The sequence below is a fragment of the Catenulispora sp. EB89 genome (assembly GCF_041261445.1).
Taxonomy (GTDB): Bacteria; Actinomycetota; Actinomycetes; order Streptomycetales; family Catenulisporaceae; genus Catenulispora.
Genome location: NZ_JBGCCU010000020.1, coordinates 74,371 through 101,318 on the forward strand (window position 1 = coordinate 74,371; position 26,948 = coordinate 101,318).

The following is a 26,948-nucleotide window of genomic DNA, read 5'->3' on the forward strand; positions in this document are numbered from 1 at the left end:
AGAACGAGAGAAGGCCCTGACGATGGACCTCGACTTCAGCGACGAGCAGATCCTGCTGCGGGACACGGTGCGGGACCTGTGCGCCAGGCACGTGCCGACCGCGACCGTGCGGGACCTGGAGAACGACCCCAAACGCTACCCGGAGGACTTCTGGAAGCAGGCCGGGCAGCTCGGCCTGCACGGAATGCGGCTGCCCGAGGAGCACGGCGGCACGGAGATGACGCTGCTGGACGCCGCGGTGGTGTACGCGGAGTTCGGACGTGCGCTGGTGCCCTCGCCGCACTTCGCCAGCACGGTCTTGGCCGGCCGGGTGTTGGCGACCGCCGGCAGCGACGAGCAGCAGGAGCGCTGGCTGCCGCGGATCGCCTCCGGGACCGGGGTGTTCACTGTGGCGTGGCTGGAGCCGGATCGCGGTTGCGGGCCCAAGGGTGTGCGGGCGCAGGCGGTCGCGGCCGAGGACGGCGGCTACCGGCTGACCGGCGTCAAGCGCCACGTCCCCTACGCACGCAGCTCCGAGCGAGTACTCGTACTGGCACGGGACGAAGCCGACGGCGAGGTGGTGTTCCTGCTCGTCGACCCGGCGGCCGAGGGCGTCAGCCGCACGCAGCAGCTCACCATCGCCTCCGACACGCAGTACCGGATCGACTTCGAGGACGTATTCGTCCCGCAGGACTCCGTCATCCGCGGCGGCTGGGCGGTGTGGGACGCGGTCATGCACGACGCGATCGTGCTGGCGGCGGCCCAGGCCTCCGGCGCGGCCCGCCGGACGCTGGAGTTCACCGTCGACTACGCGCTGACCCGGCACCAGTTCGACAAGCCGCTCGGCGCGTTCCAGGCGATCGCGCACTACCTGTCCGACGCGGTGACGGTCGTCGACGGTGCCGAGACGCTGGTGTGGGAGGCGGCGTGGGCCCGGGACGCGGGGCGTTCCACGGCGAAGCTGGCGCCGATGGCGAAGCTGTTCGCCGGGGACACGTTCCGGGACGTGACGGCGACCGCGCAGCAGATCTTCGGCGGCAACGGGTTCACGGTCGAGTTCGACACACAGTTGTACTTCCGGCGGGCCAAGCAGTGGCAGATGGCTTGGTGGGACGCGCGGTATCTGGAGGAGTTGGTCGCGGTGCAGGTGTTGGACGCGGACGCGGCCTGAGGCCGCGCCCGACTACAGCCCCCTGCTACCCCTATCCCTTCCGCGCCACCGCCCCATAAGCAATCTGCCGCTCCCGCATCGCCCGCGTCACCGGCCCCTCGGGCCGCCAGGCCGCCATCGGCACCAGTCCCGGCTCGACCGGCTCCAGGTCCGCCAGCAGGTCCTGCACCTCCTCGCGGTCCCGGGCCTGGCACGGGATCGCGGACTGCCGGAACGCCGCGGCCGTGGCGCGCGACAGCTCGACCGCGAGGTCCGTCGCACCGTGGGTGAGCACCAGGAAGCTGCCCGGGGCGCAGGCGTCCATCAGCGTGCGCAGGTGCTTGGCGGGCTGTTCATGGTCCGGCAGGAAATGCAGCAAGCCGGTGACCACCATGGCCACCGGCTCGCGCAGCTCGATCAGCCCGGTCAGCACCGGGTCGTGCAGCAGCGCCTCGGGCTCGCGCAGGTCCCCCTCGACGAATGCGGTCCCCGGACCGCCGTCGGTGAGCAGGACCCGCGCGTGGGCCAGCACGATCGGGTCGTTGTCCACGTACGCGACCCGGGCGGCGGGCTCCACGGAGCGCGCGATCTGGTGCGTCGGCAGCGTCGAGGGCAGTCCGGTACCGATGTCGACGAACTGGCGCACGCCGGCCCCGGCCAGGTACCGGACCGCGCGCCGGAGGAAGTCGCGCTGCTCGCGGCAGGTGTCGCGTAAGTACGGGTTGGCGCGCAGCAGGAGTTCGGCGGCGGCGCGGTCGGCGCGGAAGTGGTCCTTGCCGCCGAGCAGGAAGTCGTAGAGCCGCGCGACGTGCGGGGTGTCGGTGTCGAGCGGGGCCGGGGGCCGCGGGTACGGGACGTCGAACAGCGGCGGCAGCGGGCCCAGTCCTTCGTGTTCGGCCATGCACCCTCCTGGCGGGCCGTGCCCAAGGTTGGTTGTCAGCGCTCGAAGTGCCCAGCTTAGCCAAAACTTTACTCAGGTCCACGCCGCTTAATGTGACGATAAGATCCACGGCGGTAAGGGGCGGACCAGGCCAGGGGCGGAGACGGCACATGTGGGACAAGGAACGACGCTCCGTCGCGGTGGTTTTCGCCACCCACGGCGCGGCCTCCGGGACGTTCGCCTCCCGGCTGCCGTGGCTGTCCGACCACCTCCACCTGTCCGCCGGGAAACTCGGCATCGCCCTGCTCATGACCTCGATCGGGGCCATCACCACGATGCCGTTCGCGGGCCGCGCGGTGGCACGCTTCGGCACCCGGGCCACGGCGCAGGCGCTGATCACCGCCAACCTCGCGGTCGTGGTCGCGGCCTCCTGGGTCCCGAACCTGCTGACCCTGGCGCTCTGCACGACCGTGCTGGGCGCCCTCGGCGGCACCTCCGACATGGCGATGAACGCCCAGGGCATCCTGGTCGAGAAGCGCCACGGCCGCTCGATCATGTCCGGCCTGCACGGCACCTGGAGCAGCGGCGTCCTGGTGGCCGCGATGGCCGGCTCGCTGGCCGCGCACGCGCACGTCGACGCCCGCGTCCACTTCGCCGTCGCGGCGGCGGTCCTGGCGGTGACGGTGTCCTGTGGCGCGTACGGCTTCCACACCACCAACGCGGACGTCGGCCTGGTCGAGGAGAAGAAGGGGGACGTCCCGCTGTTCGTGATCCCGCGCGGCGTGATCCTGCTGATCGGCCTGGTCGGCTTCTGCGGCATCTACGCCGAGGTCGCGGCCCAGGACTGGTCCTCGGTCTACATGCACCGCGTCCTGCACGGCGACGAGGCCGAGGCGGCGTTCACCACCGGCATGTTCGCCTTCACCATGGCCGCCGGCCGCCTGTCCGGCGACGCGGTGGTCGGGCGCCTCGGCGCGGCCATGACAGTGCGCGCCTGCGGGATCCTCGGCGCACTCGGCGGCGTACTGGTCGTCGCGGCCCAAAGCCCGGTCCCGGCCGTCATCGGCTTCATGCTGATCGGCATCGGCGTCTCAGTGGTGGTCCCCCTGGCCTTCGCCGCCGCCGGCCACGCCGGCCCCAACCCCACCCTCGGCGTCGCGGGCGTGGCGACCATCGCCTACGGCGCCGGCATGGCCGCCCCCGGCATGATCGGCGGCATCGCCGACCTGACCTCGCTGCGCGTGGCCTTCTGCGCGGTCGCGGTACTGGCCGGCATGGTCGCCCTCGGCGGCGGCCTGCTGGGCCGGAACGCGCCGGACGCCGTGCACGGGGTGACCGGGCCTCGGGCCGCGGAGGCTGAGGCACTGGCTACGGAGGGGTGACCGGCGCGGCGGTCACATCGGCCACCGCGATATTGCCGAGCCGCAGACCGCTGCGACTTCTATCCTTCGGGCATGCTCATCAGTCAGTACGCCTATTTCGGGCTGTTCAGCCGTGCCACCCCGGCCGCCGCCATGACGGCTGCCTTGGGCATCGATCCGGACGAGATCGACGTGCGGGGAAGTCGCCGGGGCGAACCGCGGCCCCGTCCGGCCTTCCACGGGTGGAGGATCGTCTGCCGCGATCCCGCCATGAGTGTGGACCAGCAAGTCGAGCGCATCATGGAACGGCTCGCACCTCACGTCGGCACGATCGCCGCGTTGACGCGGCAGCTCGACGCTCAAGGCGGTAAAGACACCAGCGCCGTCCTGGAAATCGTGCGCAAGTTCAACCACGACGAAGGACAGGACCGCCTCGCCAGCACGCCGCCCGAGATGATCGACGGCCACGACCTGCTGGGGTGGCACTTGGACCGCACCGTCCTGGAGTTCTTGCAGGCCACCGGCGCAGTGCTCGACGTCGACGAGTACGACTACAGCGACAGCGCGGACGACGACTGACCGCCCGCGCCGGCGCGCCGAGCTCCGCGCCAGACCGCAGCACCTCACCCAGCGTTGAAGTAAGAAGCCTCCGGATGATGCGCGACAATCGCATCCGTCGACTGCTCCGGATGCAACTGGTACTCCTCCGACAGCAGCACGTTGATCCGCTCCGGCTTCAGCAGCTCCACGATCTTCGTCCGGTCCTCCAGGTCCGGGCACGCCGGATACCCGAACGAGTACCTGCACCCGCGGTACTCCACCTTGAACAACCCCTCCGTCGAGTCCGGGTCCTCCGCGGCGTAGCCCAGCTCGTCGCGCACCCGCGCGTGCCAGTACTCGGCCAGCGCCTCGGCCAGCTGGACCGACAGGCCGTGCAGCTCCATGTACTCGCGGTAGGAGTTCGCCGCGAACAGCTCCGCGGTCGCCTCCGCGATGCGGCCACCGACCGTCACCAGCTGGAACGGGGCCACGTCCACCTCGCCGCTGTCCTGCGGGCGCCAGAAGTCGGACAGGCACAGGTGCCGGTCGCGGCGCTGCCTGGGGAACGTGAAGCTCGTGCGCTGCTCGCCGCTCTCGTCGAGGATCAGCAGGCTGTCGCCCTTGCTCACCGCCGGGAAGTAGCCGTACACGACCGCCGCGTCCAGCAGGTTCTCCGTCTGCAGGCGCTCCAGCCACATCCGCAGCCGCGGGCGGCCCTCGGTCTCGACCAGTTCCTCGTACGACCGCCCGCCTGAGCCGCGCCCCGGCTTGAGGCCCCACTGGCCGAGGAACAGTGCGCGCTCGTCGATGTAGGGCGCGTACTCCGCCAGGCGGATGCCGCGGACCAGGCGGTCGCCCCAGAACGGCGGCGTCGGGATCGGGTTGTCCAGTGCCACGTCCGAGCGCGCGGGGATCGGCTCGTCCGGGATCTCGCGCAGCGGCCCGGAGGCCTTCACCCGGCGCGGGCGCAGGGCCGGCAGTGCTGCGCCCGGGACGCCGGCCTTCACCGCCGCGACCGCGTCCATCAGGTTCAGGCCCTCGAACGCGTCGCGGGCGTAGCGCACCTCGCCGTCGTACAGCGCGGCGAGGTCCTGCTCGACGTAGGCCCGGGTCAGCGCCGCGCCGCCGAGGAGCACCGGCCAGCGCCCCGCCACGCCGCGGGTGTTCATCTCCTCCAGGTTCTCCTTCATCACCACCGTGGACTTCACCAGCAGGCCGGACATCCCGATGGCGTCGGCGGCGTGCTCCTCGGCGGCGTCCAGGATCGTCTGCAGCGGCTGCTTGATGCCGAGGTTGACCACGTTGTAGCCGTTGTTCGACAAGATGATGTCGACCAGGTTCTTGCCGATGTCGTGGACGTCGCCCTTCACCGTGGCCAGCACGATCGTGCCCTTGCCGGTGGAGTCCGACTTCTCCATGTGCGGCTCCAGGTGCGCCACCGCCGTCTTCATCGTCTCGGCGCTCTGCAGCACGAACGGCAGCTGCATCTCCCCGGAGCCGAACAGCTCGCCGACCGTCTTCATGCCGTCCAGCAGCACCTCGTTGACGATCTCCAGCGCCGGCCGCTCGGTCAGCGCCTCGTCCAGGTCGGCCTCCAGACCCTTGCGCTCGCCGTCGATGATGCGGCGCTTGAGCCGCTCCTGCAGCGGCAGCGCCGCCAGTTCGTCGGCGCGCGAGGCCTTCAGCGACGCCGCGTCCACGCCGTCGAACAGCTCCAGCAGCCGGGTCAGCGGGTCGTAACCCTCGGCGCGCCGGTCGTAGACCAGGTCCAGCGCGACCTTGCGCTGCTCCTCCGGGATGCGGGCGATCGGCAGGATCTTCGAGGCGTGCACGATCGCCGAGTCCAGGCCGGCCTCCACGCACTCGTGCAGGAACACCGAGTTCAGCACCTGGCGCGCGGCCGGGTTCAGACCGAAGGAGATGTTCGACAACCCCAGCGTGGTCTGCACGTCCGGGTGCCGCCGCTTCAGCTCCCGAATGCCCTCGATCGTCTCCAGGCCGTCGCGCCGCGACTCCTCCTGCCCGGTGCAGATCGTGAACGTCAGACAGTCCACCAGGATCGAGTCCTCCGGCACGCCCCAGTTCCCCGTGATGTCCTCGATCAGCCGCTCGGCGATCGCCACCTTGTGCTCGGCGGTGCGCGCCTGCCCCTGCTCGTCGATGGTCAGGGCGATGACGCCGGCCCCGTGCGCCGACACCAGCTCCATGATCCGCGCGAACCGCGAGGTCGGGGCGTCGCCGTCCTCGTAGTTGACCGAGTTGATGACGGCCCGGCCGCCCAGCGTCTCCAGCCCGGCCTGCAACACCTGCGGCTCGGTGGAGTCCAGCACGATCGGCAGCGTCGAGGCGGTCGCGAACCGGCGGGCCACCTGCTTCATGTCCTCGACGCCGTCCCGGCCCACGTAGTCGACGCACAGGTCGAGCATGTGCGCGCCGTCGCGGATCTGGTTGCGCGCGATCTCCACGCACGCGTCCCAGTTCTCCGCCAGCAGCGCCTCGCGGAACGCCTTGGACCCGTTGGTGTTGGCGCGCTCGCCGATCGCCAGATAGCTGATGTCCTGCCGGAACGGCACGTGCTGGTACAGCGAGGACGCCCCCGGCTCCCGCTGCGGCGCGCGCTGCGGCACCTCGCGGCCGCCGAGGCTGTCCACCAGCTGCCGCAGGTGCTCCGGCGTGGTACCGCAGCACCCGCCGATCAGCGCGATCCCGAACTGGTCGACGAACCGCTCGTGCCAGTCCACGAGCTCTTCGGGGCTCAGCGGGTAGTGCGCGCCGTCCGAGGTGAGCACCGGCAGCCCGGCGTTCGGCATACAGGACAGGCCGATCGTGGAGTGCTTGGCCAGGTAGCGCAGGTGCTCGCTCATCTCGGCCGGGCCGGTGGAGCAGTTCAGCCCGATGCGCTCGATGCCGAGGGACTCCAGCGCGGTCAGCGCCGCGCCGACCTCGGTGCCCAGCAGCATCGTGCCGGTGGTCTCGAACGCCGCCGAGGCCCACACCGGGACGTCGATCCCGGCGGCGCGCGCCGCCGCCTTGGCGCCCAGCACCGCGGCCTTGATCTGCAGCAGGTCCTGGCTGGTCTCGATCAGCAGCGCGTCGGCGCCGCCGGCGATCAGCCCGGCGGCCTCGGCCTGGTAGGCGTCGCGCAGCGTGGGGTAGTCGATCTGGCCCAGGGACGGCAGCTTGGTGCCGGGTCCGACCGAGCCGATGACCCAGCGCGGCTTGTCGGCGGTGGCGAAACCGTCGGCGACCTCGCGGGCCAGCCGCGCGCCGGCCTCGGAGAGCTCGAAGATGCGGTCGGAGATGTCGTAGTCGCCGAGGTTGGTGTGGTTGGCGCCGAAGGTGTTGGTCTCCACGCAGTCCACGCCGGCGCGGAAGTACTCCTCGTGGACGGCCCGCACGATGTCGGGCCGGGAGATGTTCAGGATCTCGTTGCAGCCCTCGTGGCCCTGGAAGTCGTCCAGCGTCGGGTTCTGCGCCTGCAGCATGGTGCCCATGGCCCCGTCGGCCACCACCACCCTGGTCCGGAGTGCTTCGCGTAGTGCGGCGATCCGGGCGTTTCCGGCGTGCGCGGAAATAACGGCGGTCGAGGCCATGAGGGTTCCTCCGGGTGAGCGGCTGCTCTTACTTGACCAATCGGTGACGATTGTAGTCCGCGAGGCTTACCTGGACAGGGCGTGTCCATCAGGTGGAGCGACGGCGGCGCGTCACCCCGGCGGGCCTGTTGTCAGGTGCTGGAGGCCGACACCGCAGTCAGCGCGGCCACGCCGGCGATCGCGGCTTCCACCGGCGCGGCTCCGGCGGCGAGCCGGCGCGCCAGCTCGGCCCAGAAGTCAGCACGACCGTCGAGGTGTGCGGCGACCAGCCCTTCGAGCGGGAAGTGGCCGGTGCGGTCGAGTTCGGCCTCGGCGCGCAGCCCCTGGCAGCCGAACTGCTCGGGGTCCAGGACGTCGATCCAGTGCCGGCGCGGCGTCTGCCGGGCCGCCTCGACAAGCGGTTCGGCACTGCACAGCGCCATGGAGGCGCGGACCGGCGGCAGCACGGCGTCCAGGCTCCCGGCGCGCTCCAGGTCCAGGGCCCAGACCGGCTCCGGCCCGGCGGCCTCGGCCAGCGCGCCGTACAGGCAGGTCAGCGTGGGCTGGTCGGCCCGCCCCAGGGCCGCGACGACGACCTGGCGCAGCAGCTCCGGGGCGTCGAGCAGGGACCAGGCGAGGTCGACGAGCTCGTCCCGGCCGCGTTCGGCCATGCTGCGGGCCCACAGCCGGGCCTCGCGCGGCTCGCGGTCGAAGAAGTGGAAGGCGCGGCTGCGGACGTGCGGCGGCAGGAGCCTGCGCAGCAGGATGTCGCGGGTGTAGCCGGCCGATGCCTGCTCCAGGACGAAATCCGGGCACAGCTCGTTCCGCAGCAGCCGGCGGCGCCGGCCGGCGGTGCCGTGCGCGAGCACGTGATCGACCAGCGGCCGGCTCAGCGGGCCGCTGGCGAGCATCCACTCCCACTGGTGGTCCCCGGCAAGACCGGCGGTTCCGCTCAGTCCGGCGATCCCTGTGATCCCGGTGATCCCGGCAAGCCCGGCAAGCCCGGCAAGCCCGGCAAGCCCGGCGAGGTAGCGCCCTGCGACGCCGCGCGGGGCCAGGGCGAGCAGGACGTTCTGCGGCGCGTGGTCGGAGTGGTCCGCGTCGAAGAAGCGGCGGTAGCCGGCGGGGGCCTGGTCGGAGCGCAGGAGTTCGGCGACGGTGCCGGCGAAGCTGCCGCTCAGGGTGATCGCGGCGGCCCAGCGCCGGTCGTCCTCGCCCAGCTCCTCGGACAGCCGGCGCGCGAGCAGGACCCTGATGTCGCCGGTCGCGCGGCGGACCCAGGGACGCAAGTGGTCGGCCGGGGTGCAGACGGCGAGCGCCAGGGTCAGCGCCGCCGGCCGGGTGTGGTCGAGGATCTGCTCGGCGGTGAGCGCGCCGGCGGACATCGCCGCGAGTGCGAGGGCGCGCAGGCGGGTCACGGCGCCGTCGCGGTAGTCGGTGGCCGCGGCCTCGGTCAGGGCCCGGAGATAGGCCTCCAGGGTGAGCGGACGCGGCGGCACGTGTTCGGGCTGCTGGACCAGGCGTCGGGCGAGCACGCGGCGCGCCTGCGCGGGGCCGCAGCGGGAGACGTGGGCCACCACCGCCGGGGCCAGTGGCAGGTCGGCGATCGCGACGGCCTCGGCGAGTTCCTCGGGCGTGAGCGCGCCGAGGACGTGCGGGACGTCGGCCGGGCGGGCCGAGCCGAGCAGGCGCAGGACGGTGGCCGGGCCCGGGACCGCGTCGGGCGCCGCCGCCCGCAGCCGCACGCTTTCGGTGGGCCAGGCCGGTGGAGTCGGCGAGCTCTGCGGGAGGGGCACAGACGATAAGACGAGTCCAGTCGCCGTCGCTGTTGCACTTGCTGTCGAACTGGATGTGTCCGGTCCGCCGCGCGCGTTCGGCGCACCCGGCCCGCCCGGCAACGCCACGGACGCCGGTTCTGCCACCAGGGCATCCTGCCCTGTTCCCCATCCACCCGGAACAGCCGGGGTGCTCGCGGCGTCCCGACCCAGATCGCAGCCTCCCTCGCGGCCACCGCCCGGCCGGTCCTCGGGCCCTATTCGTTCAGGATCGAGCTGACCGCCCGGATCCACCACGTGTGGAAGCCGGTGACCAGGGCGTCCGGCGTGAGCCGCGTCGCCAGCGGCGTGTACTTGTCCGTCATTTCCGATCCGGCGATCCGCTGCGTCATCCGCGCACCCTTGAGCCTTGAACGCTCGTAGTCGAGCAGCCCGGCTTGCAGATCGCCGGTCCGGCGCAGGCCGCGGGCCAGCGCATAGGCGTCCTCCAGGGCCTGGTTGGCGCCCTGGGCGACGGTCGGCGGCATGGTGTGCGCGGCGTCGCCGAGCAGGACCACGCGGCCGCGGCTCCAGCCGCGCGTCACCTTTTGGCGGCGGTGGGCGAAGAACTCGATGTGCGAGTCGTCGGCGGCGGCCAGGGTTTCGACGACCGGCCGGGCCGCCCAGTGGCCGTAGCGCTCCTTCAGCATCGCGGCGACCGAGGGCGGCTGCGGGGCGTCGGCGTCCCAGCGGCGGTCGAACCACCACTGGAGCAGGCCGTTCCCGGCCGGCAGCAGGCCGCACATGCCCTCCTTGCCGATGACCATCAGGCCGCGCCGGGAGTGCGTGGTCTCGGTGTCGACCGGGGTCAGGCCCTGCCAGGTGGCCCAGCCGGCCGAGCGCGTGGGGTCGGTGCCGTGCACGGCGAGGCGGATCACGGAGCGCTGGCCGTCGGCGCCGATCACCAGGTCGGCGGTGGTCGCGGAGCCGTCGGCGAACCTCACCTCGGCGCTGTCAGGGGCCTGTTCCACCCCGACCGCGCGGCGGCCGAAGTGCAGCGTGCCGGGCGGGAGGCCGTCGGCCAGGCGCCGAATGAGTTCGCGGCGCGGGGTCGAGCGGTGCGGGAACCCGTACCGGACGGCCGCGCGGGAGACGTCGATGTCCATCAGGGTGCGGCCGTCGGTGCCGCGCAGGGTGCCCAGGACGTCGATCGGGGCGCCCATGTCCGCGTAGGAGACGCCGAGCGCGTGCAGGACGGCGGTGCCGTTGCTCCAGATCGTGATCGCCGAGCCGGTCGTGCGCAGCGCTTCGGCATGTTCGTAGCAGGCGACTTCGTGGCCGTCCGCGATCAGGGCCCGGGTCGCGGCCAGGCCCCCGATTCCGGCGCCGATGACTGCTATCCGCATGATGTCCTCCCCGGTTTCGATACCACCACGGCGATAGTACCACCTCGATAGTACTATCACGATTCCGGTAACATCCAGGGGTGATGGCCCCTCCTCCGAACCTGGCCCGCCGCCGCGCCCTGACCGACGGCGCGCTGCGCGTGCTCGCCGCCTCCGGGATGCACGGCTTCAGCCACCGCGCGGTCGACGCCGCCGCCGACCTGCCCGCCGGCACCGCCGCCAACTACTTCGGGAGCCGCGACGCGCTGCTGGGGGCCGCGGCCGAGCGGGTGCTGGAGCTGCACGAGGAGGACATGGCCGCCGCGCACGGCCTGGTCGCCGGACCGGTGGACCGGGAGGGGCTGATCGGGCTGCTGGCGATGTCGCTGGAGATGTCGGTGAAGCTGCACCGGGAGCGGTACCTGGCGGTGTACGAGCTCACGCTGGAGGCGACGCGGCGGCCGGCGCTGCGGGAGACGTTCGACGCCATAAGGGAAGCGGCGGTCCAGTACTCGTACGAGCAGCACCAGATGCTGGGGCTGCCGACGTCCCGGGAGGACGTGGCGACGCTGGTCGCGCTGTTCGGCGGGGCACTGTTCGGGCTGATCACCGGACAGGCCGGGGAGGCCGACGCCGCGACGTGCGGGGCGCTGGCCCGGACGATGGTGGCCGGGATCGCGTTGTAGAAACGGCGCTGTAGAACGGCGTTGCAGACCAGTGCTGTAGACCGGCGTTGTAGACCAGTGCTACAGACCGGTGCCGCGCCATGAGCAGGCGACCGGGGTGTCAGGACACGAAAGCGCCCGCCACGAGGCCTCGTGGCGGGCGCCGGATGGCGAACCGGTGGCTGTCGACGACCGGTCGGTCCGTCTTTCTTTCGTGCCGTTACCGGCTTCCGTCACTGGCTACGGCCCATTCCAACCGTTCCAGCCACAGACGCCGATAGCGTCTTACATCAGCGCATCCTACTTCTTGTGGGCGCCGAAGCCGGCACCGGGCACCATCGCGAACGAGCCGTTGCTCAGCGCCGTGGGGCCGTAGCCGCCGCTGGTCAGGGCCTGCGGGTTCGAGGCGTCGAAGACCTGGCCGTCGACGGTCACGTTGCTGAAGTCCTGCTCGGAGAACGACGGGTAGCTGGAGGTCGGCGACTCGATGACGGCCTCGGCGCTGGCGTCCTGGCCGTTGTACTGCTGCTGGGTGTTCTCGGTCCAGCCGGCGGTGTTGTCGGTCAGGGTGATGGTGTAGTTGCCGCCGCCGTTGTCGACCACGCTGCCGGTGAAGGAGTCGCCGGCGGAGACCGGGTCGTTCCAGTACACGGGCTGCGCCGGGTACATCTCGTACCAGGCCGAGTAGACCGGGCTGCCGGAGGAGCAGTCGGTCTGCACACCGGTCTGCTCGACGCTCTCCGAGCCGTAGCCGTCGATGCCGACCCACGGCGCGTAGAGATCGTTGCTGGTGTTGCAGGTGACCTGCGGCTCGGTCCAGGAGCCGGAGATGCTGGTGAAGTTTCCGGTGGCGACGTAGCCGCCCCAGTTGCTGTCCTGGAAGCTCTTCACGTGGCGGTGGTGCCCGAAGGACACCGGTATGCGGCTGTGGGCGGCCGCGGACGGGGCGCCGGTGACACCGGCGCCGGCGGTGAGCGCCGCGCAGGCCAGCGCCGCGGCGGCGAGGCGGCCGCGACGGGCGGCGAGGAAGGTGGGGCTGTACATGGTGGGGATCTCCAGTTCCGATTAATGGACGGGGACTGATTCGTCAGTCTCGGAACCGAACGGCCGGTTGGGAACGCGTCGCGGCGGGCCGATGGCGGCCATGGCCGGTCGCGGCCTAACCCCGGCAGGGGGTGAGACGCGCAAAGGCATGGCAAAGGCGCTGGTGGGGCGGGGTTTCGGTGGTGGAGCGCTTCAGTGCGGCCGATGTTGAGGGTTGATGGTCGGGGTTGATGGTGGGCGTTGATGGTGGGGGTCGATGGTGAGACGACGGCGCGCCGGTCTGGTCGCGTACCGGAAGACGGCGGCGGGCCCGAACGTTGTCACCGGACATGCAGATCAGCGAAGCCGCCGACGTCACCGGGGTCAGCGCCCGCGCGCTGCGGTACTACGAGGCCGAGGGCCTGATCGTCTCCGGCCGGTGCGCCAACGGGTTCCGGGACTACTGCCCGTCGACCATCGACCGGGTGCTGGTCATCCGCGGGCTGCTGGAGTCCGGGCTGCCGGTGCGGCTGATCCGGGAGCTTCTGCCCCATCTCTCCGACGGATCCGTCGGATCCGACGAGGTGTGCCCGGAGTTCCTGGCCGAGGTGCAGAACCACCGCGACCGCCTCGCCGCGCGCATCGCCATCCTCAGTGGCCAGCAGGAGGCCCTTGACGCCTTCCTGCGCAGGGCCCGTCCGACCGGTTCGTGAGACGCCGTTTGACCTTGACACAAGCGTCAGCCTCCTACCGTCGGCGCATGAGCACTGATGAGCAGCTGATGACGGCCTTGGTCCAGCACTCGCACGAGGGTCCGACGGATCTGGTCCTTGCGACCGACCGGCCCCGTCCGGTCCCGGGGCCCGGCGAGTACCTGATCCGTGTGGGTGCCGCCGGGGTCAACTTCGCCGACGTCACGCAGAGCCGTGGCGCGTACGAGGGTGGACCGCGGGCGCCCTACCCGGCGGGGTTCGAAGCCGCCGGCGAGATCGTGGCCGCCGCACCGGACGTCGAGAGCCCGCTTCGGATCGGCACCCACGTCGTGGGGGTCGGTGCGGGCGCGTTCGCGCAGTACATGACCATGCAATCCGCCGACGTGCTCCCCGTGCCCGCCGGCTGGAGCGACGCGGAGTCCCTGGGCCTGGTGTTGAACTGGGCCACCGCGCTGGCGGCGCTGAAGCCGCTGGGCGAGATCGAGCCGGGCCAGACGGTGCTGGTGTACGCGGCGGCCGGCGGCGTGGGCCAGGCCGCGGTCCGCCTCGCCCGCCACTACGGGGCCCGCGTCATCGCCACGGCTTCCCCGGCCAAGCACGCGATCGTCAAGGCCCTGGGAGCCGAGGAGGTCCTGGACAGCCGGCGCCCTGACCTCGCCGCGGAGATCCTGCGGCTGACCGGCGGCATCGACGTGGTCCTGGAATCGGTGGGCGAGGCCACCTTCGGGACCAGCCTGGCGGTCGCCAAGCCGTTCACCGGACGCGTCATCGTCTTCGGCGCCGCGTCCGGGCACGCCGAGCTCTCCACCCGCGACCTCATCTTCACCCACTACGCCCAGGTCAGGGGCCTGCACATCAGCAACTGGGCAGCCGCGGCCCCGGCCGCCTTCGCCGACCTGCTCGTGGAGCTCGAAGCACTCATCGACCAGGGCGTCTACCCTCCCGGCACGCCGCGGATCCATCCCCTGGCACAGGGGCCGGACGTGCTGCGGCAGCTCGAAGCAGGGCAGACCAGCGGTAAGCACGCCCTCGACCCCTGGAGCTGAGGACGACCGCGCGGCATGGCGCAGGAACAGCAGGGCGCGACGCAACAGAATGGCGCGGGTCAGTGCGGGTCGGGGTCGGCGCAGGTCGGTGCGGCGGGGGTCGGCGCAGGTCGGTGTGGGTCGGGTCGGCGCAGGTCGGTGTGGGTCGGGTCGGTGTGAGTCGGTGTGGGTCGGTGCGGTGCAGGTCGGCGCGGGTCGGCGCGCGGGTTCCTAATCCAGCAGCCCCAGCTGCGCCGCCTTGGCCCCCGCCGCGAACCGGCTCCGCACCCCCAGCGCCTCCAGCGTCTGCGCGACCAGCCGCCGCAGCGTCCGCTCCGAGCACCCCAGCTGCCGCGCTATCGCCTCGTCCTTCGCGCCGGTGGCCAGTGCCCGCAGCAGCCTGACGTGCACCGCGGTCAGCTCCTCGGCGCGGTCGCCGCCGGCGCCAACGAAGGTCGCGTACTTCTCGGCGGCGACCCACAGGTGGTCGAAGGCCGCCAGGAGGCAGCGGCCCACCACGTCGCTGCGGATCACCACGTCGCACGGCGGCTCCGCGTCCGATCCCGGGGTGACCACCACCGAGCCGTCGAGCACCAGCATCCGCAGCGGGATCGCGTCGGCGACGCGGACCTGGCCGCCGTCGCGTTCCAGGGCGCTGAGGTACGCGGCGGCTCCGGGGCGGCGGGCCGCGGTGCGGGACACCAGCATGCGGAAGCCGACGCCGCGCCGCAGCAGTTCCAGGTCCACCTTCAGGCTCTCGCGGAGCACGTCGTTCGGGGCGAGGGCGGGGTGCATCGCCACCGCGTCGCGGCGGTTGAGCAGGGCGCGGTCGTCGAGCCAGCGGCGCAGTTCCGTGCGGTCGGTGAAGCGCAGGACGTCCACGCGCTCGGACTCGAAGCCGGCCGGCGCGCCGGAGACCAGGTCCGCCAGGTCGGAGACGGCGGTCCGCCAGCGCTCCACCTCCTCGGCCATCCGCCCGAAGCCGCCGCTGGCCTGGGCCAGCACGTCCAGCACCGCCTGCTCCGGCAGCGCGACGACGCCGTCGTCGGCGGCCAGCAGCCGCCGTTCGCCCAGCCATTCCAGGCCGGCGCGCGCCTGGTCCTCGGAGACGTCGAGCCCCGAGGCGACGGCCGCCACGGGATCGGTGCCCGCCGGATCGGCCGCGACCGGCTCCGCCGCCGCCGGCCGTCCGGCCGCCAGCAGCCGGTATGCACGGTGGGCCGTAGTAGCGGGGTCGGCCGGGCGGAATCCACGTCCTGACACGGCTGTCACCGTAGTCCGGCAAAAGCGAAGCGTAAAGGACGCGTCACTACGTGAGTGCACTACTACCGCGCACGTAGATGATCGCGAGCCGGATGTAAAGCTTGTTTGACACCGCCGAAGTGTAAAGCGTACTTTCCATAGCATGCGCAACGACATGCGGGCCCTGCGACAGGCGAAGGGCCTGTCGCAGCAGGATCTGGGGCAGGCCCTCGGGGTGTCGCGGCAGACGGTCAACGCGATCGAGCAGTCCCGCTACGACCCGTCGCTCCCGCTGGCCATCCGCATCGCGCGGTATTTCGGCACAACGGTGGAGGGGATGTTCCATGTCGACGGATGCTGACACGGGAACCGGCGGGGGCGAGCCGGAGGAGAACGAGCGGAAAGGCCGGGGCGGCGTAGCACGCGGACCGTGGACCGTCCCGGTGACGGCGGCCGTGATGGGCGGCGTGTTCCTGGCGATCTACCTGGGCCACCATGACGTGGGGATGGCCATATCCGGCCTGGTCGTCATGGTCGCCTACGCGGCGGTCCTGGTCTTCGGCTCCCGGCGCTCCGAGGCGGTGGCGCTGCTGCGCGGCGAGACCGGCGACGAGCGCCGCCGGTCCATCGAGCTGCGCGCGTCGGCGCTGACCCTGCACGTGCTGACCCTGGTGCTGGTCGGCGGCTACCTCGTCTCGCTCATCCGCGGCCACGAGTCGACGACGTGGGCCGGGCTGTGCGGGGTGTTGGGGGCCACGTATCTGCTGTCCACGATCGTCCTGACCCGGCGCGGCTGAGACCTGAGCGGCGGCCGCGCCGCAGCTCAGGTCCCGGTAGCTCAGGTCCCGGTAGCTCAGGTGCCGGTAGCTCAGGTGCCGGTACCTCAGTTCAGTAGCTCAGTACCAGTCGACGACCGTCACCTCCGAGCTCGGCACCCACGCCTCGCAGTGGTTGTAGTCGATCCCGAACCACACGTTCTGCGTACCGTCCTCGAACACCGACTTCGGCGCGGCCCACAGCGAACCGGACGGCGCGGTGCCGATGACGTACGAAGAGCTCGTCGTCGGCCGGCCGTAAATCTTGATCGTCCCGTTCGTCGTGGTCGGCTTCAGACTGACCACGTAGGAGTGCACCGGCACCGCCGACCCGGCCGGCACCGCCAGCCACGCCTTCTTCGCGTCGGCGTAGTAGCTCGGCGTGGAGTTGGACAGCCGGTCGTTCTCGCCGTACCAGATCTCGTACATCGTCATCCCGCTCCCGGCCTGGTCCGGCTGGGAGGCCAGGTAGTAGTACGGCATCTGGGTCTCGACGTTGGTGGTCTCGTCCGTGGAGTCCGCGCCCGGCGCGCCGGGGATGACCGGATCGGCGGTACTGGGACCGGTGTAGAGGGTGAAGAAGCTGTTGTTGGCGGCGGTCTCAGCGCCGTTCGAACCCAGCGGTGCCTGGTCGCTGGCCGCGTTGACCCGGAACAGCCCGGCGGCCGGGGTGTTCCCCGTCGGGTAGGGCACGCCCTGCGCGTGGATCAGCCCGAAGTAGTAGTCCCACAGCCAGTACTGGCCCGGGTCGACGTGGTTCGGCGAGGTGCTGACGGTCGGCGCGGGGGTGGTGCCGTGCGCGGTGATGTGCGCGTGGTCCAGCGGGATGTCGTACTTGGTCGCCAGGTAGGCGACCAGCTTGGCCGAGGCCAGGTACTCGGTGGCGTTGTACCACTGGTAGCCGGAGGCGTCGACGCCCGCGTGCTCGATGCCGACCGCGTGCTCGTTGTAGTAGTAGTTCCCGGCGTGGTAGGCGATGTCCTGCTCGCGCAACGTCTGGTAGACGGTGCCGTCGGTGTCCACGACGTAGTGCACGCTGAGTCCGCTGTTGGCGTCCTCGAACTCGTTCACGCCGTCCAGCGCGCTCATTTCGAGGTCGTGGATGGTCACGTCGTAGATGGCGTAGCTCGACGGCCGGTTCGAGCCGGTGTACGTGCACGCACCGCTGGCGACGTTGCAGTCGTAGCTGGACGGCACCACGCAGTCGATCGCCGAGGGGTAGTCGACGTTGCCGTCCCGCGTGCAGCCGGTGGGGAGCGCCGCGGGTGCCAGCGGCACGGAGATCAGCGTGGACTTGTCCGGGGTCACGGACTGCGGCGCCAGGGCGATCCGGGAGCCGTCGTCGGCGGTGCCGGTGAAGCCGGTGGCGATCAGGTTGTACGCGGCGTCGGCGTACATCCCGGCCACCGAGCGCGAGGAGGCGTGGCTGTAGGCGGCGATCGGCGCGTACCAGCCGGCCAGCGACGTCGGCGGCTTCGGGGCCAGCGACAACGCCTCGGCACGCAGCACCGCCGCGCCGCCACGGATGTTCGCCGCGGTGTCGTGTTGCAGGGTGCTGACGCTCAGCCCGGTCAGCTTCGCCGCCTGGTCGAGCGTGTCAGCCCGGTCGTTCTTCACGAGGTTCATGCAGCCGTAGCCGCCCTCGACGCTCGGCCGGCCGCCGTGCGAGCTCAGCCGGCCTTCGAGGTAGCAGACCGATTCCAGGACCTGCTGCGGCACGCCGTAGGTGTGGGAGGCGGCGGCGAACGCCGCCGTGACGCCGCCGCTCGAGGTTCCGGCCTGGGCCGGGGCGCCGCTCAGCCCGCAGGTCAGCAGTGCCGCCGCGGACAACAGCAGGCCGAGCACGCGCACGCGGGGTCTGCGCTTTTCGCGTCTCATCATGGGTCGCGATCACCGTCCGGGTCGTGGGGGGTGTGGGGGACTCCCCGGACAAGGTGGCACCAACCGTGCACATAATCAACAAGAACCCATGATGATTCTTGACGGATCTTCGCCCATATCTCAAAACCTTGAGCGTCAGTCCAGCTCCGAGCCGGTCGGCGCGACGATCACCCTGGTCCCGCTCTGCTCCAGCGCACGCACCGCTTCCGGATCCGCGCCGGAGTCGGTGACGACCGCGGTGACCGCGGACAGCGGGCACACCCGGCCGACCGCGACCCGGCCGAGCTTCGAGCCGTCGGCCAGCACGTACACCGACTGCGCCTGGGCCAGGATCGCCTGCCGGACCGGGATCTCCTCCAGCCGGTCGCCGGTCACGCCGGCCTTCAGGTGCACGCCGGAGGCCGCGATGAACGCGCGGTCGGCGAAGAAGCGCTCGAAGAACTTCTCAGAGCCCGGACCCACGCACGACAGGTCGCCGCGCCGCACCTGCCCGCCAGCCAGGTGCACCTCCACGCCCTCGCGGCCGGCCAGCTCAGCGGCGGTCGGCAGCGCCACGCACAGCGCCCGGCCGCTGAAGGTGGCCGGCAGCGCGCGCGCCGTCTCGGCGACCGTGGTGCCCAGGTCGAAGACCAGCGTCTCCCCCGGTTCGACCAGCGCGGCGGCGGCCGCGGCGATGGCCCGCTTGGGATCCAGCCGGGCGATGGCGCGCTCGTCGGCGCCGGGCTCCCAGCCGCGCGCCTCCTGCGCGACGGCGCCGCCGTAGACGCGGCGCAGGATGCCGCGCTCCTCCAGGACCTGCAGATCCCGGCGGATGGTCTCGCCGGAGACGCCGTACCGTGCGGCCAGGTCCTCGACCCGCACGCGGGTGTCGCGGCGCAGCTGCGCGGCGATGCGCAGACGGCGCTCCTCGGGGAGGACCGCGTCGAGCAGTTCTTCCTTCATCCGTCGGGACTCCACAGCTGGCCGGGCGATCGCGCGCGGGCGCGCGCAGCCCCAAGAGTAGTGGGGTTCACGCCCGCTGGTACGGCGACCTCCGGCATCAGCTGCGGATTATGTGGCTTGTTGAGCGAGCAAAACGTGGAGTCTTGACGACTCCTTGAGGAAGTTGTCACACTCGGCGCACACCCCACGCGGAGTCGTCACACCGCACGGCACCATCCACACCGTTTGTGAGGACGCATGCCCCTCCCGCTCCCCCGACGACGTGCTTTCGCCCTGGCGGCGGCCCTGGCCGGGATGGCGGTGCTGAGCGCTCCGGCCGCCGCCGCGTCCGGGCCGGCGCAGGCACAGGCACAGGCGCGCAGTTCTTACAGTCACACCGCAAGTCTTAACTCCGGTCGGACCTCCGGTCAGAGCTCCTATCCTCAGGCGGAGCCGACCGCCGTGGCGGCGCCCAGCGGCAAGACCCTGACCGTCGCGACCACCGGCAGCGTCGACTCGCTCTCGCCGTTCCTGGCGCAGCGGGCACTGCCCACCGACATCCACCGTCTGATGTACGACTTCCTCACGAACTACGACGCCGCCGACGACCACGCCATCGGCGGCCTGGCCAGCTCCTGGACCACCTCGGCGGACAAGCTGACCTGGACCTTCACCATCCGCGACGGTATGAAGTGGTCCGACGGCCAGCCGGTCACGGCCGACGACGCGGCGTGGACCTACAACCTGATGATGACGAACACCGACGCCGCCACCGCGAACGGCACCTTCGTCGCCAACTTCGCCAAGGTCACGGCGACCGGGAACCAGCTGGTCATCACCCTGAAGCAGCCGCAGTCCACGATGCTGGCGCTGGACGTTCCGATCGTGCCCGAACACGTCTGGGCCGCGCACGTGGCCGACATCGGCAAGTTCGCCAACGACGCGCAGTTCCCGGTGGTCGGCGACGGGCCGTTCATCCTCACCGGATACCAGAAGGACCAGTACCTCACGCTGGACGCCAACCCGAACTACTGGCGCGGCAAGCCGGGCTTCGACCACCTGGTGTTCAAGTTCTACAAGGACGCCGACGCCGAAGTGGAGGCCCTGAAGAAGGGCGAGGTCGACTTCGTCAGCGGTCTGACGCCGGCACAGTACGAGTCGCTGAAGGGCCAATCGGACATCGTCACGAACGACGCCCCCAGCAAGCGGTTCTACGCGCTGGCGATCAACCCCGGCGCCACGACGACGAGCGGGCAGACCTTCGGTGACGGCAGCCCGGCGCTGCGGAACCAGCAGTTCCGCCAGGCCCTGATGGCCGCCATCGACACCAAGACGCTGGTCGCCAAGACCCTCGGCGGCCACGGCGTCACCGGCGGCGGCTACATACCCCCGGCCTTCGCCGCCTACCACTGGTCCCCCGATCCCTCCACGGCGTACGCCTACAACCCGGACAAGGCCAACCAGCTGCTGGACGCCGCCGGGTTCAAGAAGGGCTCGAACGGCATGCGCACCATGCCCGACGGCAAGCCGCTGACCCTGCGCCTGCTGGGCGAGACCAACCGGCCGGACGACGCCCAGAACGCAGCCTTCGTCAGCGACTACCTCACGGCCGTCGGCATCGCCACCACCACCTCGGTGATGGACCAGGGCAAGCTCTCCGACACCGAGACCGCCGGCACCTTCGACCTGGCCTTCGACAGCTGGCAGGTGAACCCGGACCCGGACTACGTGCTGTCCCTGCAAAAGTGCGACGGCCGCCCCGCCAAGCCCGGCGGGCCCCTCAACGGCGACGACTTCATCTGCGACCAGAACTACGACGCGCTGTATGCCAAGCAGATCTCCGAGTACGACCCGGCGACCCGCGCGAGCGACGTGAAGCAGATGGAGCAGGCGCTCTACACCGACGCCTACATCAACGTCCTGTACTACCCGGACGTGCTGGAGGCCTACCGCTCCGACGTCATCGGCTCCTGGGAGAAGCAGCCGCAGCCCAACGGTGTCTACTGGGGCCAGGACGGCTATTGGTCCTTCTGGTCGGCCAAGCCGGCGGTCGCCTCGGCGTCCTCCTCGAAGTCCTCGTCATCGAGCTCGAACACCGGCCTGATCGCGGGGATCGTCATCGCGGTCGTGGTGATCGTGGGCGGTGGCGGCCTGGTGCTGACGCGGCGGCGGCGTACCGCGTCGGCCGAGGAACGCGAGTAGCCGATCGTGTCGATCACCGTCCCCGCAGTTCCCCCGTCGGGGGACGCCGCGGCCGTGCCCCCTCCCTCAGGGGCCGCCGGCGTCCGGCGGCGCGGGCCCGTCATCCCTGTGCGGTATGCCGCGGGCCGCGTCGCCGGCGCGCTGGTGAGCATGCTGGCCGTCGTGGTCACCGGCTTCTTCCTGTTCCGGGTGGTGCCCGGCGACCCGGTCCGGGCCCTGACCCGCGGCCGGGCGGTCGACGCCGCGCAGCTGGCGGCGCTGCGGCACCAGTTCGGGATCGACAAGCCGCTGATCGCACAGTTCGGCGACTACACCGCGCGGATCGCCCGGGGCGACCTGGGCACGTCGTACCAGTACAAGACGTCGGTCAGCAGCCTGATCGGCAGCCACGTGTGGGCCACGGTCTACCTGGTCGGCACCGCGACGCTGATCGCGGCGTTCCTGGGGCTGCGCATCGGCGTGCGCTCGGCGTGGAAGCACGGCGGCCGCGCGGACCGCGCGAACACCGCCGTCGCGCTGGTGCTGTGGTCGATGCCGACGTTCTGGCTCGCGCTGATCCTGATCGTGGTGTTCGGCGTCGGCTTCGGCCCGATCCCGGGCCTGTTCCCGACCGGGGGCATGAGCTCGCCGAACGTGCACGGCTTGTTCCCTGTCGTATGGGACCACTTCCGGCACCTGGTGCTGCCCTGCGTGACACTCGTCGCGGTGCTCTACGCGCAGTACCTGCTGACCATGCGCGCCACGCTGCTGGAGGAGATCGGCGCCGACTACCTCACCACGGCGCGCGCCAAGGGCCTGCGGGAGGACGACGTGCGGCGCAAGCACGCCGTGCCGAACGCGATGCTGCCGGCGGTCACGCTGGTGTTCCTGAACCTGGGGACCGCGGTGTCCGGCTCGATCCTGGCCGAGACCATCTTCTCCTGGCCGGGCCTGGGCTCGCTGTTCTACGAGGCGCTGACCGTGCCGGACCAGCCGTTGCTGGAGGGGCTGTTCATTTTCTTCGCGGCGGCGGTGATCGTGATGAACCTGCTGGCCGAGCTGCTGATCCCGATCCTCGACCCGAGAGTGCGCACCTCGTGATCACCGACTTCCGTCACCGGCGCGCCGGCATGGCCGGGCTGGGCTTCCTGGCGCTGACCGCCTTGGCCGCGCTGGCAGCTCCCTTGTTCATTTCTTCCAAGGACCTCTCGGCGGTGTTCGCGCCGGGGATGCCGCGGCAGGCCCCGTCGGGGCGGTTCCTGCTCGGCACCGACGCCTACGGCCGCTCGATGGTCGCCGTGACCATCTGGGGCGCGCGGATCTCGCTGACCGTGGGATTGCTGGCCACGCTGTTGGCGGTCGGGATCGGGGCCCTGGTCGGCGTCGCGGCCGGGCATTTCGGCGGCTGGGTGGACACGGTGCTGATGCGGGTCACCGACTGGTTCCTGGTGCTGCCGGTGCTGGTGCTGGCCACGGCGCTGGCGTCGGTGCTGACACCGGGGGTGAGCACGGTGGTGATCGCGATCGGCGTGACGGCGTGGCCGACGACGGCGCGCGTGGTGCGGGCCCAGACGCTGTCGGTGGAGTCGCGGCCGTACATCGAACGGGCCAGGGCGCTCGGCGGCGGGCACTGGCACGTGATGCGGCGGCACATCCTGCCGAACGTCATGCCCCTGATGCTGGCCCAGGCCACGCTGACGGTGTCGGCGGCGATCCTGACCGAGGCGACGCTGGCGTTCCTGGGGCTGAGCGATCCCACGAAGGTCTCCTGGGGCACGACGTTGCAGCTGGCGCGGGCGGTCGGGGCGGTCAGCGCCGGGGACTGGTGGATCCTGCTGCCGCCGGGCGCCGCGATCGTCGCGGTGGCGCTGGCTTTCACGCTGGTCGGGCGGGCACTGGAGCAGGTGCTGAACCCGCGGCTTCAGGAGCGGATGTGAACGAGGATGTGAACGAGGCAGCCCGGAATGATGCCGGCGACACGCTCGGCGATGGTGCCCTTCGCAACGGTGCCCTCGGCGATGCATCGGGCCACGGCGCCCTCGGCGATGCGGCGCCGGGCCACGACGTCCTCAGGTTGGAAGACCTGCGCGTCTCCTACAAAACGGCGGCCGGACCGGTCTCGGCGGTGCGCGGCGTGGACCTCGCACTCCCCGTCGGCGGCCGCCTGGGGCTGGCCGGCGAGTCCGGTTGCGGCAAGTCGACGCTGGCCGGCGCGGTCCTGCGGCTGCTGCCGAAGTCGGCGGACGTCTCGGGGCGGATCCTGCTGGACGGCGCGGACGTGCAGACCATGACCTGGGGCCGACTGCGGGCCGTGCGCTGGGCCGAGGCCTCGATCGTGTTCCAGGGCGCGATGCACTCGCTGAACCCGGTGCGGCGCGTCGGCGACCAGATCGCCGAGCCGATCCTGCTGCACGATCGCGGCGTCGGCCGCGCCGCCGCCGACCGTCGGGTGGCGACGCTGCTGGACCAGGTGGGGCTGGTGGCGGCGCGTGCGTCGGCATATCCGCACGAGCTGTCCGGCGGGCAGCGGCAGCGGGTGATGATCGCGATGGCGCTGGCGTGCGCGCCGCGGCTGATCGTGGCCGACGAGCCGACCACGGCGCTGGACGTGATGATCCAGGCGCAGATCCTGCGGCTGATCGGCGAGCTGGTGGCCGAGCACGGCATCAGCCTGCTGATGATCAGCCACGATCTGGCGGTGCTGGCCGAGCACTGCGACCGGCTGGCGGTGATGTACGCGGGACGCATCACCGAGGAAGGCCCGGCCCGCGAGGTCTTCGCCGATGCGCGGCATCCGTACGGCCGCGCGCTGGCCGGGGCGTTCCCGCGCATCGGCGACGCGGCTTCGCGGCGCGGGCCGCGCGGGCTGCCCGGCGATCCACCGGATCCGGCGCGGCTGCCGGAGGGGTGTGCGTTCGCGCCGCGCTGCGCGTTCGCCGCTGAGGAGTGCCGGGTGGCCGAGCCGGCGTTGGCGGCTGCTGGGGATGGGCGGACGGCGGCGTGCGTGCGGATGGACGTTGTGCGGGAGGCGTTGTGAGTACGGAGATAGTTGCGGCGCCGGTGTTATCTGTCCGCGAGCTCTCCGTCAGCTACCGGGCCCGCAATGGTCGCGGCCGCGCTCGCGCCGTCGACGGCGTCGATCTCGACATCGCTCCCGGCGAGATCGTGGCCCTGGTCGGCGAATCCGGCTGCGGCAAGTCGACCCTGGCGCGTGCACTGACCGGTCTCGTCGTGCCTACTGCCGGGCAGGTTCTTCGTAGCGGCGTGCCGGTGTCCTATAGATCGCGCGCGTTGAAGGCCTATCGGCGGGGCGTGCAGTTGGTGCTCCAGGACCCGACCGGCGCCCTCAACCCGCGCCGCACCGTCTACGAGGCCGTCGCCGAAGGCCTGCGCATCCACGGCAAGTCCGCCCTCGGTGGCTTCCCCGACGAGAAGGCCAAGGTCGCCGACGCCCTGTCCCGCGCGGGCCTGCGTCCTCCCGAACGCTTCTTCGGCCTGCATCCCCATCAGCTGTCCGGCGGACAACGCCAGCGAGTCGTGATCGCCGGGGCGCTCGTGCTCGATCCGCAGGTTCTCGTCGCCGACGAGCCGGTGGCCTCGCTGGACGCGTCGGTGCGTGGCGAGATCCTGAAGCTGCTGCTCGACCTGCGGGCGGGCGCCAGGCTGTCGGCGCTGGTCGTCACGCACGATCTCGGGCTGGCGTGGAACATCGCCGACCGGGTCGCGGTGATGTATCTGGGGCGGATCGTGGAGACCGGGACCGTGGAGGAGGTGCTCACCGCGCCGCGGCATCCTTATACGAGGGCGCTGCTGTCGGTCGTGGCCGAGTCCGGCGCGGAGCCGGTGATCCTGACCGGCGAGACCCCGGATTCCGCGGCGATTCCCGCCGGTTGCCGCTTTCATCCGCGGTGTCCGCTTGTCGCCTCCGGCGAGGCGGAGCGGCTCGGGGTGGCGGGGCGGTGTCTGACGGTCGACCCGGAGCCGCTGCCCGCCTCCGGGCGGCATGCCGCGTGCCACGCCACCGGGGTTCCGTAACCGGTCCCGGACCTGGCCTGAACCGTTCCTAGGCCCGGTCCGGCATGCCAGACTGTGTCAGGCACCGACCACCACCGGGACTTTCGTCCATGCCAGGAGGACTCATGCCGTCCGCTTCGCCCGCCGCCTCGGCACCGACTCCGGCCGCAACGTCCGCCCCGGCGGGCCGGGAGCGCACCCGGACCGGGGTCGTGCTGGGCGTGGAGGCCGGGTCGACGCTGGTGGAGGCCGTGGTCGCGACGGTCGAGGGCGAGGTCATCGGCCGCGGGCGCACGGGGCTGGCGAACCCGACGGCGCTGCCCATCCCGAACGTCGTGGCGCACCTGAGCGACGCGGTCGGCCAGGCGCTGGGCACGGTGGCCCCGGCGTCGGTGGCCGGCGTCGTGGTCGGCGCGGCCGGCATCCTGCGCTACTCCCGCGGCTCCAGCGCCGAGGCACTGGCCAAGACCTGGGTCGACGCCGGCCTGACCTGCCCGGTCCTGGTGGTCGCCGACGCGGTGACGGCCTTCGCCGCCGGCACCCCCCGCCCCAGCGGCTCGGTCCTGATAGCCGGCGTCGGCTCGATAGCCGCCCGCGTCGAGGGCGAGGAGGTCACCGCCCGCATCGACGGCAACGGCTGGCTGGTCGGCGACGACGGCTCCGGCTTCTGGATCGGAAGGCAGGCGGTCCGCGCGGTCTTCGCAGCCCTCGACGGCCGCGGCGAACCAACCCTCCTGGCCTCGGCCGTCCTCGGCACGGTGACCGGCGACGACGCAGCCCCGCAGTCCACCGAGGAACAGATCGCCGCCCTCCGCGACGCGGTGTACGACGGCCCCCCGATCGCCCTGGCAGCACTGGCGCCGCTGGTATCCGCGGCGGCCACAGCCGGCGACCGCGTGGCGCAGCGCATCGTCGACCGCGCGGTCAGCCACCTGATGGCCACCGCCACCGCCCTAACCACCGACGACCCCGACGAACCCCTGGTCCTGGCCGGCTCCCTCCTGACCGCCCCCGGCCCGATCGGCGCCGAAGTCCAACGCCGCCTCGCCGAACACCACGGCGGAACACCCCTGTTCGCCGCCCCGGGCGCAGTCGGCGCGGCCTGGCTCGCGGCGCGGGTGCTGGACCCGGGGATCGACGCCGGGGTGCACGCGCGGCTGGCTGCTGGGGCGGTGGCCGGGGCGGGAGCGGTGGAGTAGGGCTGCTGGCTGGGGGGATTGGCGGGCGCCGGCCAGATTTGCCCGCGCGGACCAGTTTTCCGGTGCGGACCAGGTTTTCCGGTGCTGAGGAATCAGCCAGCGCGCGGGATTGGCCGGTGCCGGGCAACCTTCGACCGGAGCCGGCGGCTCGGCTGGCGCGGGCCGGATTGGCTGGCGCGGGCCGGATTGGCTGGCGCGGGCCGGATTGGCTGGCGCGGGCCGGATTGGCTCGGCTGGCGCGGCTCGGCTTGCCCGGCCCGGCTCGGCTCGGCTTGCCCGGCCCGGCTCGGCTTGCCCGGCCCGGATTGGCTGGCCCGGCCCGGATTGGCTGGCGCGGCCCGGATTGGCTGGCGCGGCCCGGATTGGCTGGCGCGGCCCGGATTGGCTGGCGCGGGCCGGATCCAGTGGCGGTGTGGCCGTCCGGCTGTGTGGCCGTGTCGCCGTGTGGCCGTGTGGCCGTCTGGCCGTCTGGCCGTCTGGCACACATCACCGTTCGGCGGCGCCCGAGTGAGTCCATCGGCCGACCAAAATCAGGCATCGTGTGCTGATGCGGTAAAGCGCGCTCGATATGGCGCCAAGCCCGGCCCCGGCGTCTCAAGGCCCTGCGCCGCCTGCCGCCGAGCCGCCTGACCTGGCCGTCTCCACCCC

At 71.8% G+C, this 26,948-nt stretch carries 22 protein-coding genes; 14 read left to right on the forward strand and 8 right to left on the reverse strand.

Annotation, left to right across the window (positions count from 1 at the left end; all coding sequences use genetic code 11):
• Nucleotides 1-22: 22 nt before the first annotated feature.
• Nucleotides 23-1,150, forward strand: coding sequence for an acyl-CoA dehydrogenase family protein (locus ABH920_RS33995; RefSeq protein ID WP_370353345.1), 1,128 nt, complete (start codon nucleotides 23-25; stop codon nucleotides 1,148-1,150).
• 31 nt (nucleotides 1,151-1,181) lie between these two features.
• Here ABH920_RS33995 and ABH920_RS34000 read toward each other — a convergent pair whose 3' ends face one another.
• Nucleotides 1,182-2,030 carry an SAM-dependent methyltransferase gene (locus ABH920_RS34000; protein ID WP_370353346.1) on the reverse strand — a complete coding sequence of 283 codons (849 nt, stop codon included), beginning with the start codon at nucleotides 2,028-2,030 and terminating at the stop codon, nucleotides 1,182-1,184.
• Between the two features lie 149 nt (nucleotides 2,031-2,179).
• On the opposite strand from ABH920_RS34000, the gene ABH920_RS34005 reads away from it, so the two are divergent.
• Nucleotides 2,180-3,391 (forward strand): MFS transporter, encoded by a 1,212-nt coding sequence (locus tag ABH920_RS34005; RefSeq protein ID WP_370353347.1) that lies wholly within the window; start codon nucleotides 2,180-2,182, stop codon nucleotides 3,389-3,391.
• A 72-nt stretch (nucleotides 3,392-3,463) separates the two neighbouring features.
• Nucleotides 3,464-3,949 carry a DUF4279 domain-containing protein gene (locus ABH920_RS34010; RefSeq protein WP_370353348.1) on the forward strand — a complete coding sequence of 162 codons (486 nt, stop codon included), beginning with the start codon at nucleotides 3,464-3,466 and terminating at the stop codon, nucleotides 3,947-3,949.
• Between the two features lie 44 nt (nucleotides 3,950-3,993).
• Here the strand turns inward: ABH920_RS34010 and metH are convergent, their stop codons facing one another.
• The 3 genes from metH to ABH920_RS34025 all read right to left on the reverse strand — a co-directional run bounded on the left by metH (nucleotide 3,994) and on the right by ABH920_RS34025 (nucleotide 10,642).
• Nucleotides 3,994-7,503, reverse strand: coding sequence for a methionine synthase (gene metH / locus ABH920_RS34015; RefSeq protein WP_370353349.1), 3,510 nt, complete (start codon nucleotides 7,501-7,503; stop codon nucleotides 3,994-3,996).
• Between the two features lie 131 nt (nucleotides 7,504-7,634).
• A complete protein-coding gene (locus ABH920_RS34020; protein ID WP_370353350.1) occupies nucleotides 7,635-9,278 on the reverse strand; it encodes a hypothetical protein in 1,644 nt (547 codons plus the stop codon).
• Between the two features lie 236 nt (nucleotides 9,279-9,514).
• Nucleotides 9,515-10,642: an FAD-dependent oxidoreductase gene (locus tag ABH920_RS34025; protein ID WP_370353351.1), complete on the reverse strand. Its 1,128-nt coding sequence runs from the start codon at nucleotides 10,640-10,642 to the stop codon at nucleotides 9,515-9,517.
• 83 nt (nucleotides 10,643-10,725) lie between these two features.
• Here ABH920_RS34025 and ABH920_RS34030 point away from each other — a divergent pair, with 83 nt between their 5' ends.
• Nucleotides 10,726-11,307: a TetR/AcrR family transcriptional regulator gene (locus tag ABH920_RS34030; RefSeq protein ID WP_370353476.1), complete on the forward strand. Its 582-nt coding sequence runs from the start codon at nucleotides 10,726-10,728 to the stop codon at nucleotides 11,305-11,307.
• A 279-nt stretch (nucleotides 11,308-11,586) separates the two neighbouring features.
• Here the strand turns inward: ABH920_RS34030 and ABH920_RS34035 are convergent, their stop codons facing one another.
• The gene (locus ABH920_RS34035) at nucleotides 11,587-12,330 is read right to left on the reverse strand and encodes a G1 family glutamic endopeptidase (protein WP_370353352.1); all 744 of its coding nucleotides are present in this window, start codon (nucleotides 12,328-12,330) and stop codon (nucleotides 11,587-11,589) included.
• A 329-nt stretch (nucleotides 12,331-12,659) separates the two neighbouring features.
• On the opposite strand from ABH920_RS34035, the gene ABH920_RS34040 reads away from it, so the two are divergent.
• Entirely contained in the window at nucleotides 12,660-13,022 is a 363-nt protein-coding gene (locus ABH920_RS34040; RefSeq protein ID WP_370353353.1) for a MerR family transcriptional regulator, read from the forward strand.
• 47 nt (nucleotides 13,023-13,069) lie between these two features.
• Nucleotides 13,070-14,068, forward strand: coding sequence for a zinc-binding dehydrogenase (locus ABH920_RS34045; RefSeq protein WP_370353354.1), 999 nt, complete (start codon nucleotides 13,070-13,072; stop codon nucleotides 14,066-14,068).
• Nucleotides 14,069-14,278: 210 nt separating this feature from the next.
• On the opposite strand, the gene ABH920_RS34050 is transcribed toward ABH920_RS34045, so the two are convergent.
• Nucleotides 14,279-15,310 (reverse strand): helix-turn-helix domain-containing protein, encoded by a 1,032-nt coding sequence (locus ABH920_RS34050; RefSeq protein WP_370353355.1) that lies wholly within the window; start codon nucleotides 15,308-15,310, stop codon nucleotides 14,279-14,281.
• Between the two features lie 142 nt (nucleotides 15,311-15,452).
• Here ABH920_RS34050 and ABH920_RS34055 point away from each other — a divergent pair, with 142 nt between their 5' ends.
• Together ABH920_RS34055 and ABH920_RS34060 are read left to right on the forward strand one after the other, a co-directional pair.
• Nucleotides 15,453-15,650, forward strand: coding sequence for a helix-turn-helix transcriptional regulator (locus tag ABH920_RS34055; protein ID WP_194914492.1), 198 nt, complete (start codon nucleotides 15,453-15,455; stop codon nucleotides 15,648-15,650).
• Complete coding sequence (locus tag ABH920_RS34060) at nucleotides 15,634-16,086, forward strand: hypothetical protein (protein WP_370353356.1); 453 nt, start codon at nucleotides 15,634-15,636, stop codon at nucleotides 16,084-16,086. The genes ABH920_RS34055 and ABH920_RS34060 overlap by 17 nt, the downstream gene beginning before the upstream one ends.
• A 99-nt stretch (nucleotides 16,087-16,185) precedes the next feature.
• Here ABH920_RS34060 and ABH920_RS34065 read toward each other — a convergent pair whose 3' ends face one another.
• Entirely contained in the window at nucleotides 16,186-17,985 is a 1,800-nt protein-coding gene (locus tag ABH920_RS34065) for an N-acetylmuramoyl-L-alanine amidase (protein WP_370353357.1), read from the reverse strand.
• A 135-nt stretch (nucleotides 17,986-18,120) separates the two neighbouring features.
• Entirely contained in the window at nucleotides 18,121-18,927 is an 807-nt protein-coding gene (locus tag ABH920_RS34070) for a DeoR/GlpR family DNA-binding transcription regulator (protein WP_370353358.1), read from the reverse strand.
• Between the two features lie 237 nt (nucleotides 18,928-19,164).
• On the opposite strand from ABH920_RS34070, the gene ABH920_RS34075 reads away from it, so the two are divergent.
• The 6 genes from ABH920_RS34075 to ABH920_RS34100 all read left to right on the forward strand — a co-directional run bounded on the left by ABH920_RS34075 (nucleotide 19,165) and on the right by ABH920_RS34100 (nucleotide 26,300).
• Nucleotides 19,165-21,108, forward strand: coding sequence for an ABC transporter substrate-binding protein (locus ABH920_RS34075; protein WP_370353359.1), 1,944 nt, complete (start codon nucleotides 19,165-19,167; stop codon nucleotides 21,106-21,108).
• A 12-nt stretch (nucleotides 21,109-21,120) separates the two neighbouring features.
• Entirely contained in the window at nucleotides 21,121-22,188 is a 1,068-nt protein-coding gene (locus ABH920_RS34080) for an ABC transporter permease (protein WP_370353477.1), read from the forward strand.
• Nucleotides 22,185-23,024, forward strand: a complete 840-nt coding sequence (locus tag ABH920_RS34085; RefSeq protein ID WP_370353360.1) for an ABC transporter permease — start codon at nucleotides 22,185-22,187, stop codon at nucleotides 23,022-23,024. The genes ABH920_RS34080 and ABH920_RS34085 overlap by 4 nt, the downstream gene beginning before the upstream one ends.
• Before the next feature lie 137 nt (nucleotides 23,025-23,161).
• Complete coding sequence (locus ABH920_RS34090) at nucleotides 23,162-24,124, forward strand: ABC transporter ATP-binding protein (protein ID WP_370353478.1); 963 nt, start codon at nucleotides 23,162-23,164, stop codon at nucleotides 24,122-24,124.
• The gene (locus tag ABH920_RS34095) at nucleotides 24,088-25,122 is read left to right on the forward strand and encodes an ABC transporter ATP-binding protein (RefSeq protein ID WP_370353361.1); all 1,035 of its coding nucleotides are present in this window, start codon (nucleotides 24,088-24,090) and stop codon (nucleotides 25,120-25,122) included. Before ABH920_RS34090 ends, ABH920_RS34095 begins: the two co-directional genes overlap by 37 nt.
• Before the next feature lie 104 nt (nucleotides 25,123-25,226).
• The gene (locus ABH920_RS34100; protein ID WP_370353362.1) at nucleotides 25,227-26,300 is read left to right on the forward strand and encodes an N-acetylglucosamine kinase; all 1,074 of its coding nucleotides are present in this window, start codon (nucleotides 25,227-25,229) and stop codon (nucleotides 26,298-26,300) included.
• Nucleotides 26,301-26,948 lie beyond the last annotated feature (648 nt).

Bases quoted from the DNA above. Each gene is read 5' to 3' on its own strand.
- ABH920_RS34045 (WP_370353354.1), top strand. From the start codon at position 13,070: ATGAGCACTGATGAGCAGCTGATGACGGCCTTGGTCCAGCACTCGCAC.
- ABH920_RS34000 (WP_370353346.1), bottom strand. From the start codon at position 2,030: ATGGCCGAACACGAAGGACTGGGCCCGCTGCCGCCGCTGTTCGACGTC.
- ABH920_RS34035 (WP_370353352.1), bottom strand. From the start codon at position 12,330: ATGTACAGCCCCACCTTCCTCGCCGCCCGTCGCGGCCGCCTCGCCGCC.
- ABH920_RS34030 (WP_370353476.1), top strand. From the start codon at position 10,726: ATGGCCCCTCCTCCGAACCTGGCCCGCCGCCGCGCCCTGACCGACGGC.
- ABH920_RS34040 (WP_370353353.1), top strand. From the start codon at position 12,660: ATGCAGATCAGCGAAGCCGCCGACGTCACCGGGGTCAGCGCCCGCGCG.
- ABH920_RS34055 (WP_194914492.1), top strand. From the start codon at position 15,453: ATGCGCAACGACATGCGGGCCCTGCGACAGGCGAAGGGCCTGTCGCAG.
- ABH920_RS34100 (WP_370353362.1), top strand. From the start codon at position 25,227: ATGCCGTCCGCTTCGCCCGCCGCCTCGGCACCGACTCCGGCCGCAACG.
- ABH920_RS33995 (WP_370353345.1), top strand. From the start codon at position 23: ATGGACCTCGACTTCAGCGACGAGCAGATCCTGCTGCGGGACACGGTG.
- ABH920_RS34025 (WP_370353351.1), bottom strand. From the start codon at position 10,642: ATGCGGATAGCAGTCATCGGCGCCGGAATCGGGGGCCTGGCCGCGACC.
- ABH920_RS34005 (WP_370353347.1), top strand. From the start codon at position 2,180: ATGTGGGACAAGGAACGACGCTCCGTCGCGGTGGTTTTCGCCACCCAC.
- ABH920_RS34065 (WP_370353357.1), bottom strand. From the start codon at position 17,985: ATGATGAGACGCGAAAAGCGCAGACCCCGCGTGCGCGTGCTCGGCCTG.
- ABH920_RS34070 (WP_370353358.1), bottom strand. From the start codon at position 18,927: ATGAAGGAAGAACTGCTCGACGCGGTCCTCCCCGAGGAGCGCCGTCTG.
- ABH920_RS34075 (WP_370353359.1), top strand. From the start codon at position 19,165: ATGCCCCTCCCGCTCCCCCGACGACGTGCTTTCGCCCTGGCGGCGGCC.
- ABH920_RS34010 (WP_370353348.1), top strand. From the start codon at position 3,464: ATGCTCATCAGTCAGTACGCCTATTTCGGGCTGTTCAGCCGTGCCACC.
- metH (WP_370353349.1), bottom strand. From the start codon at position 7,503: ATGGCCTCGACCGCCGTTATTTCCGCGCACGCCGGAAACGCCCGGATC.
- ABH920_RS34060 (WP_370353356.1), top strand. From the start codon at position 15,634: ATGTCGACGGATGCTGACACGGGAACCGGCGGGGGCGAGCCGGAGGAG.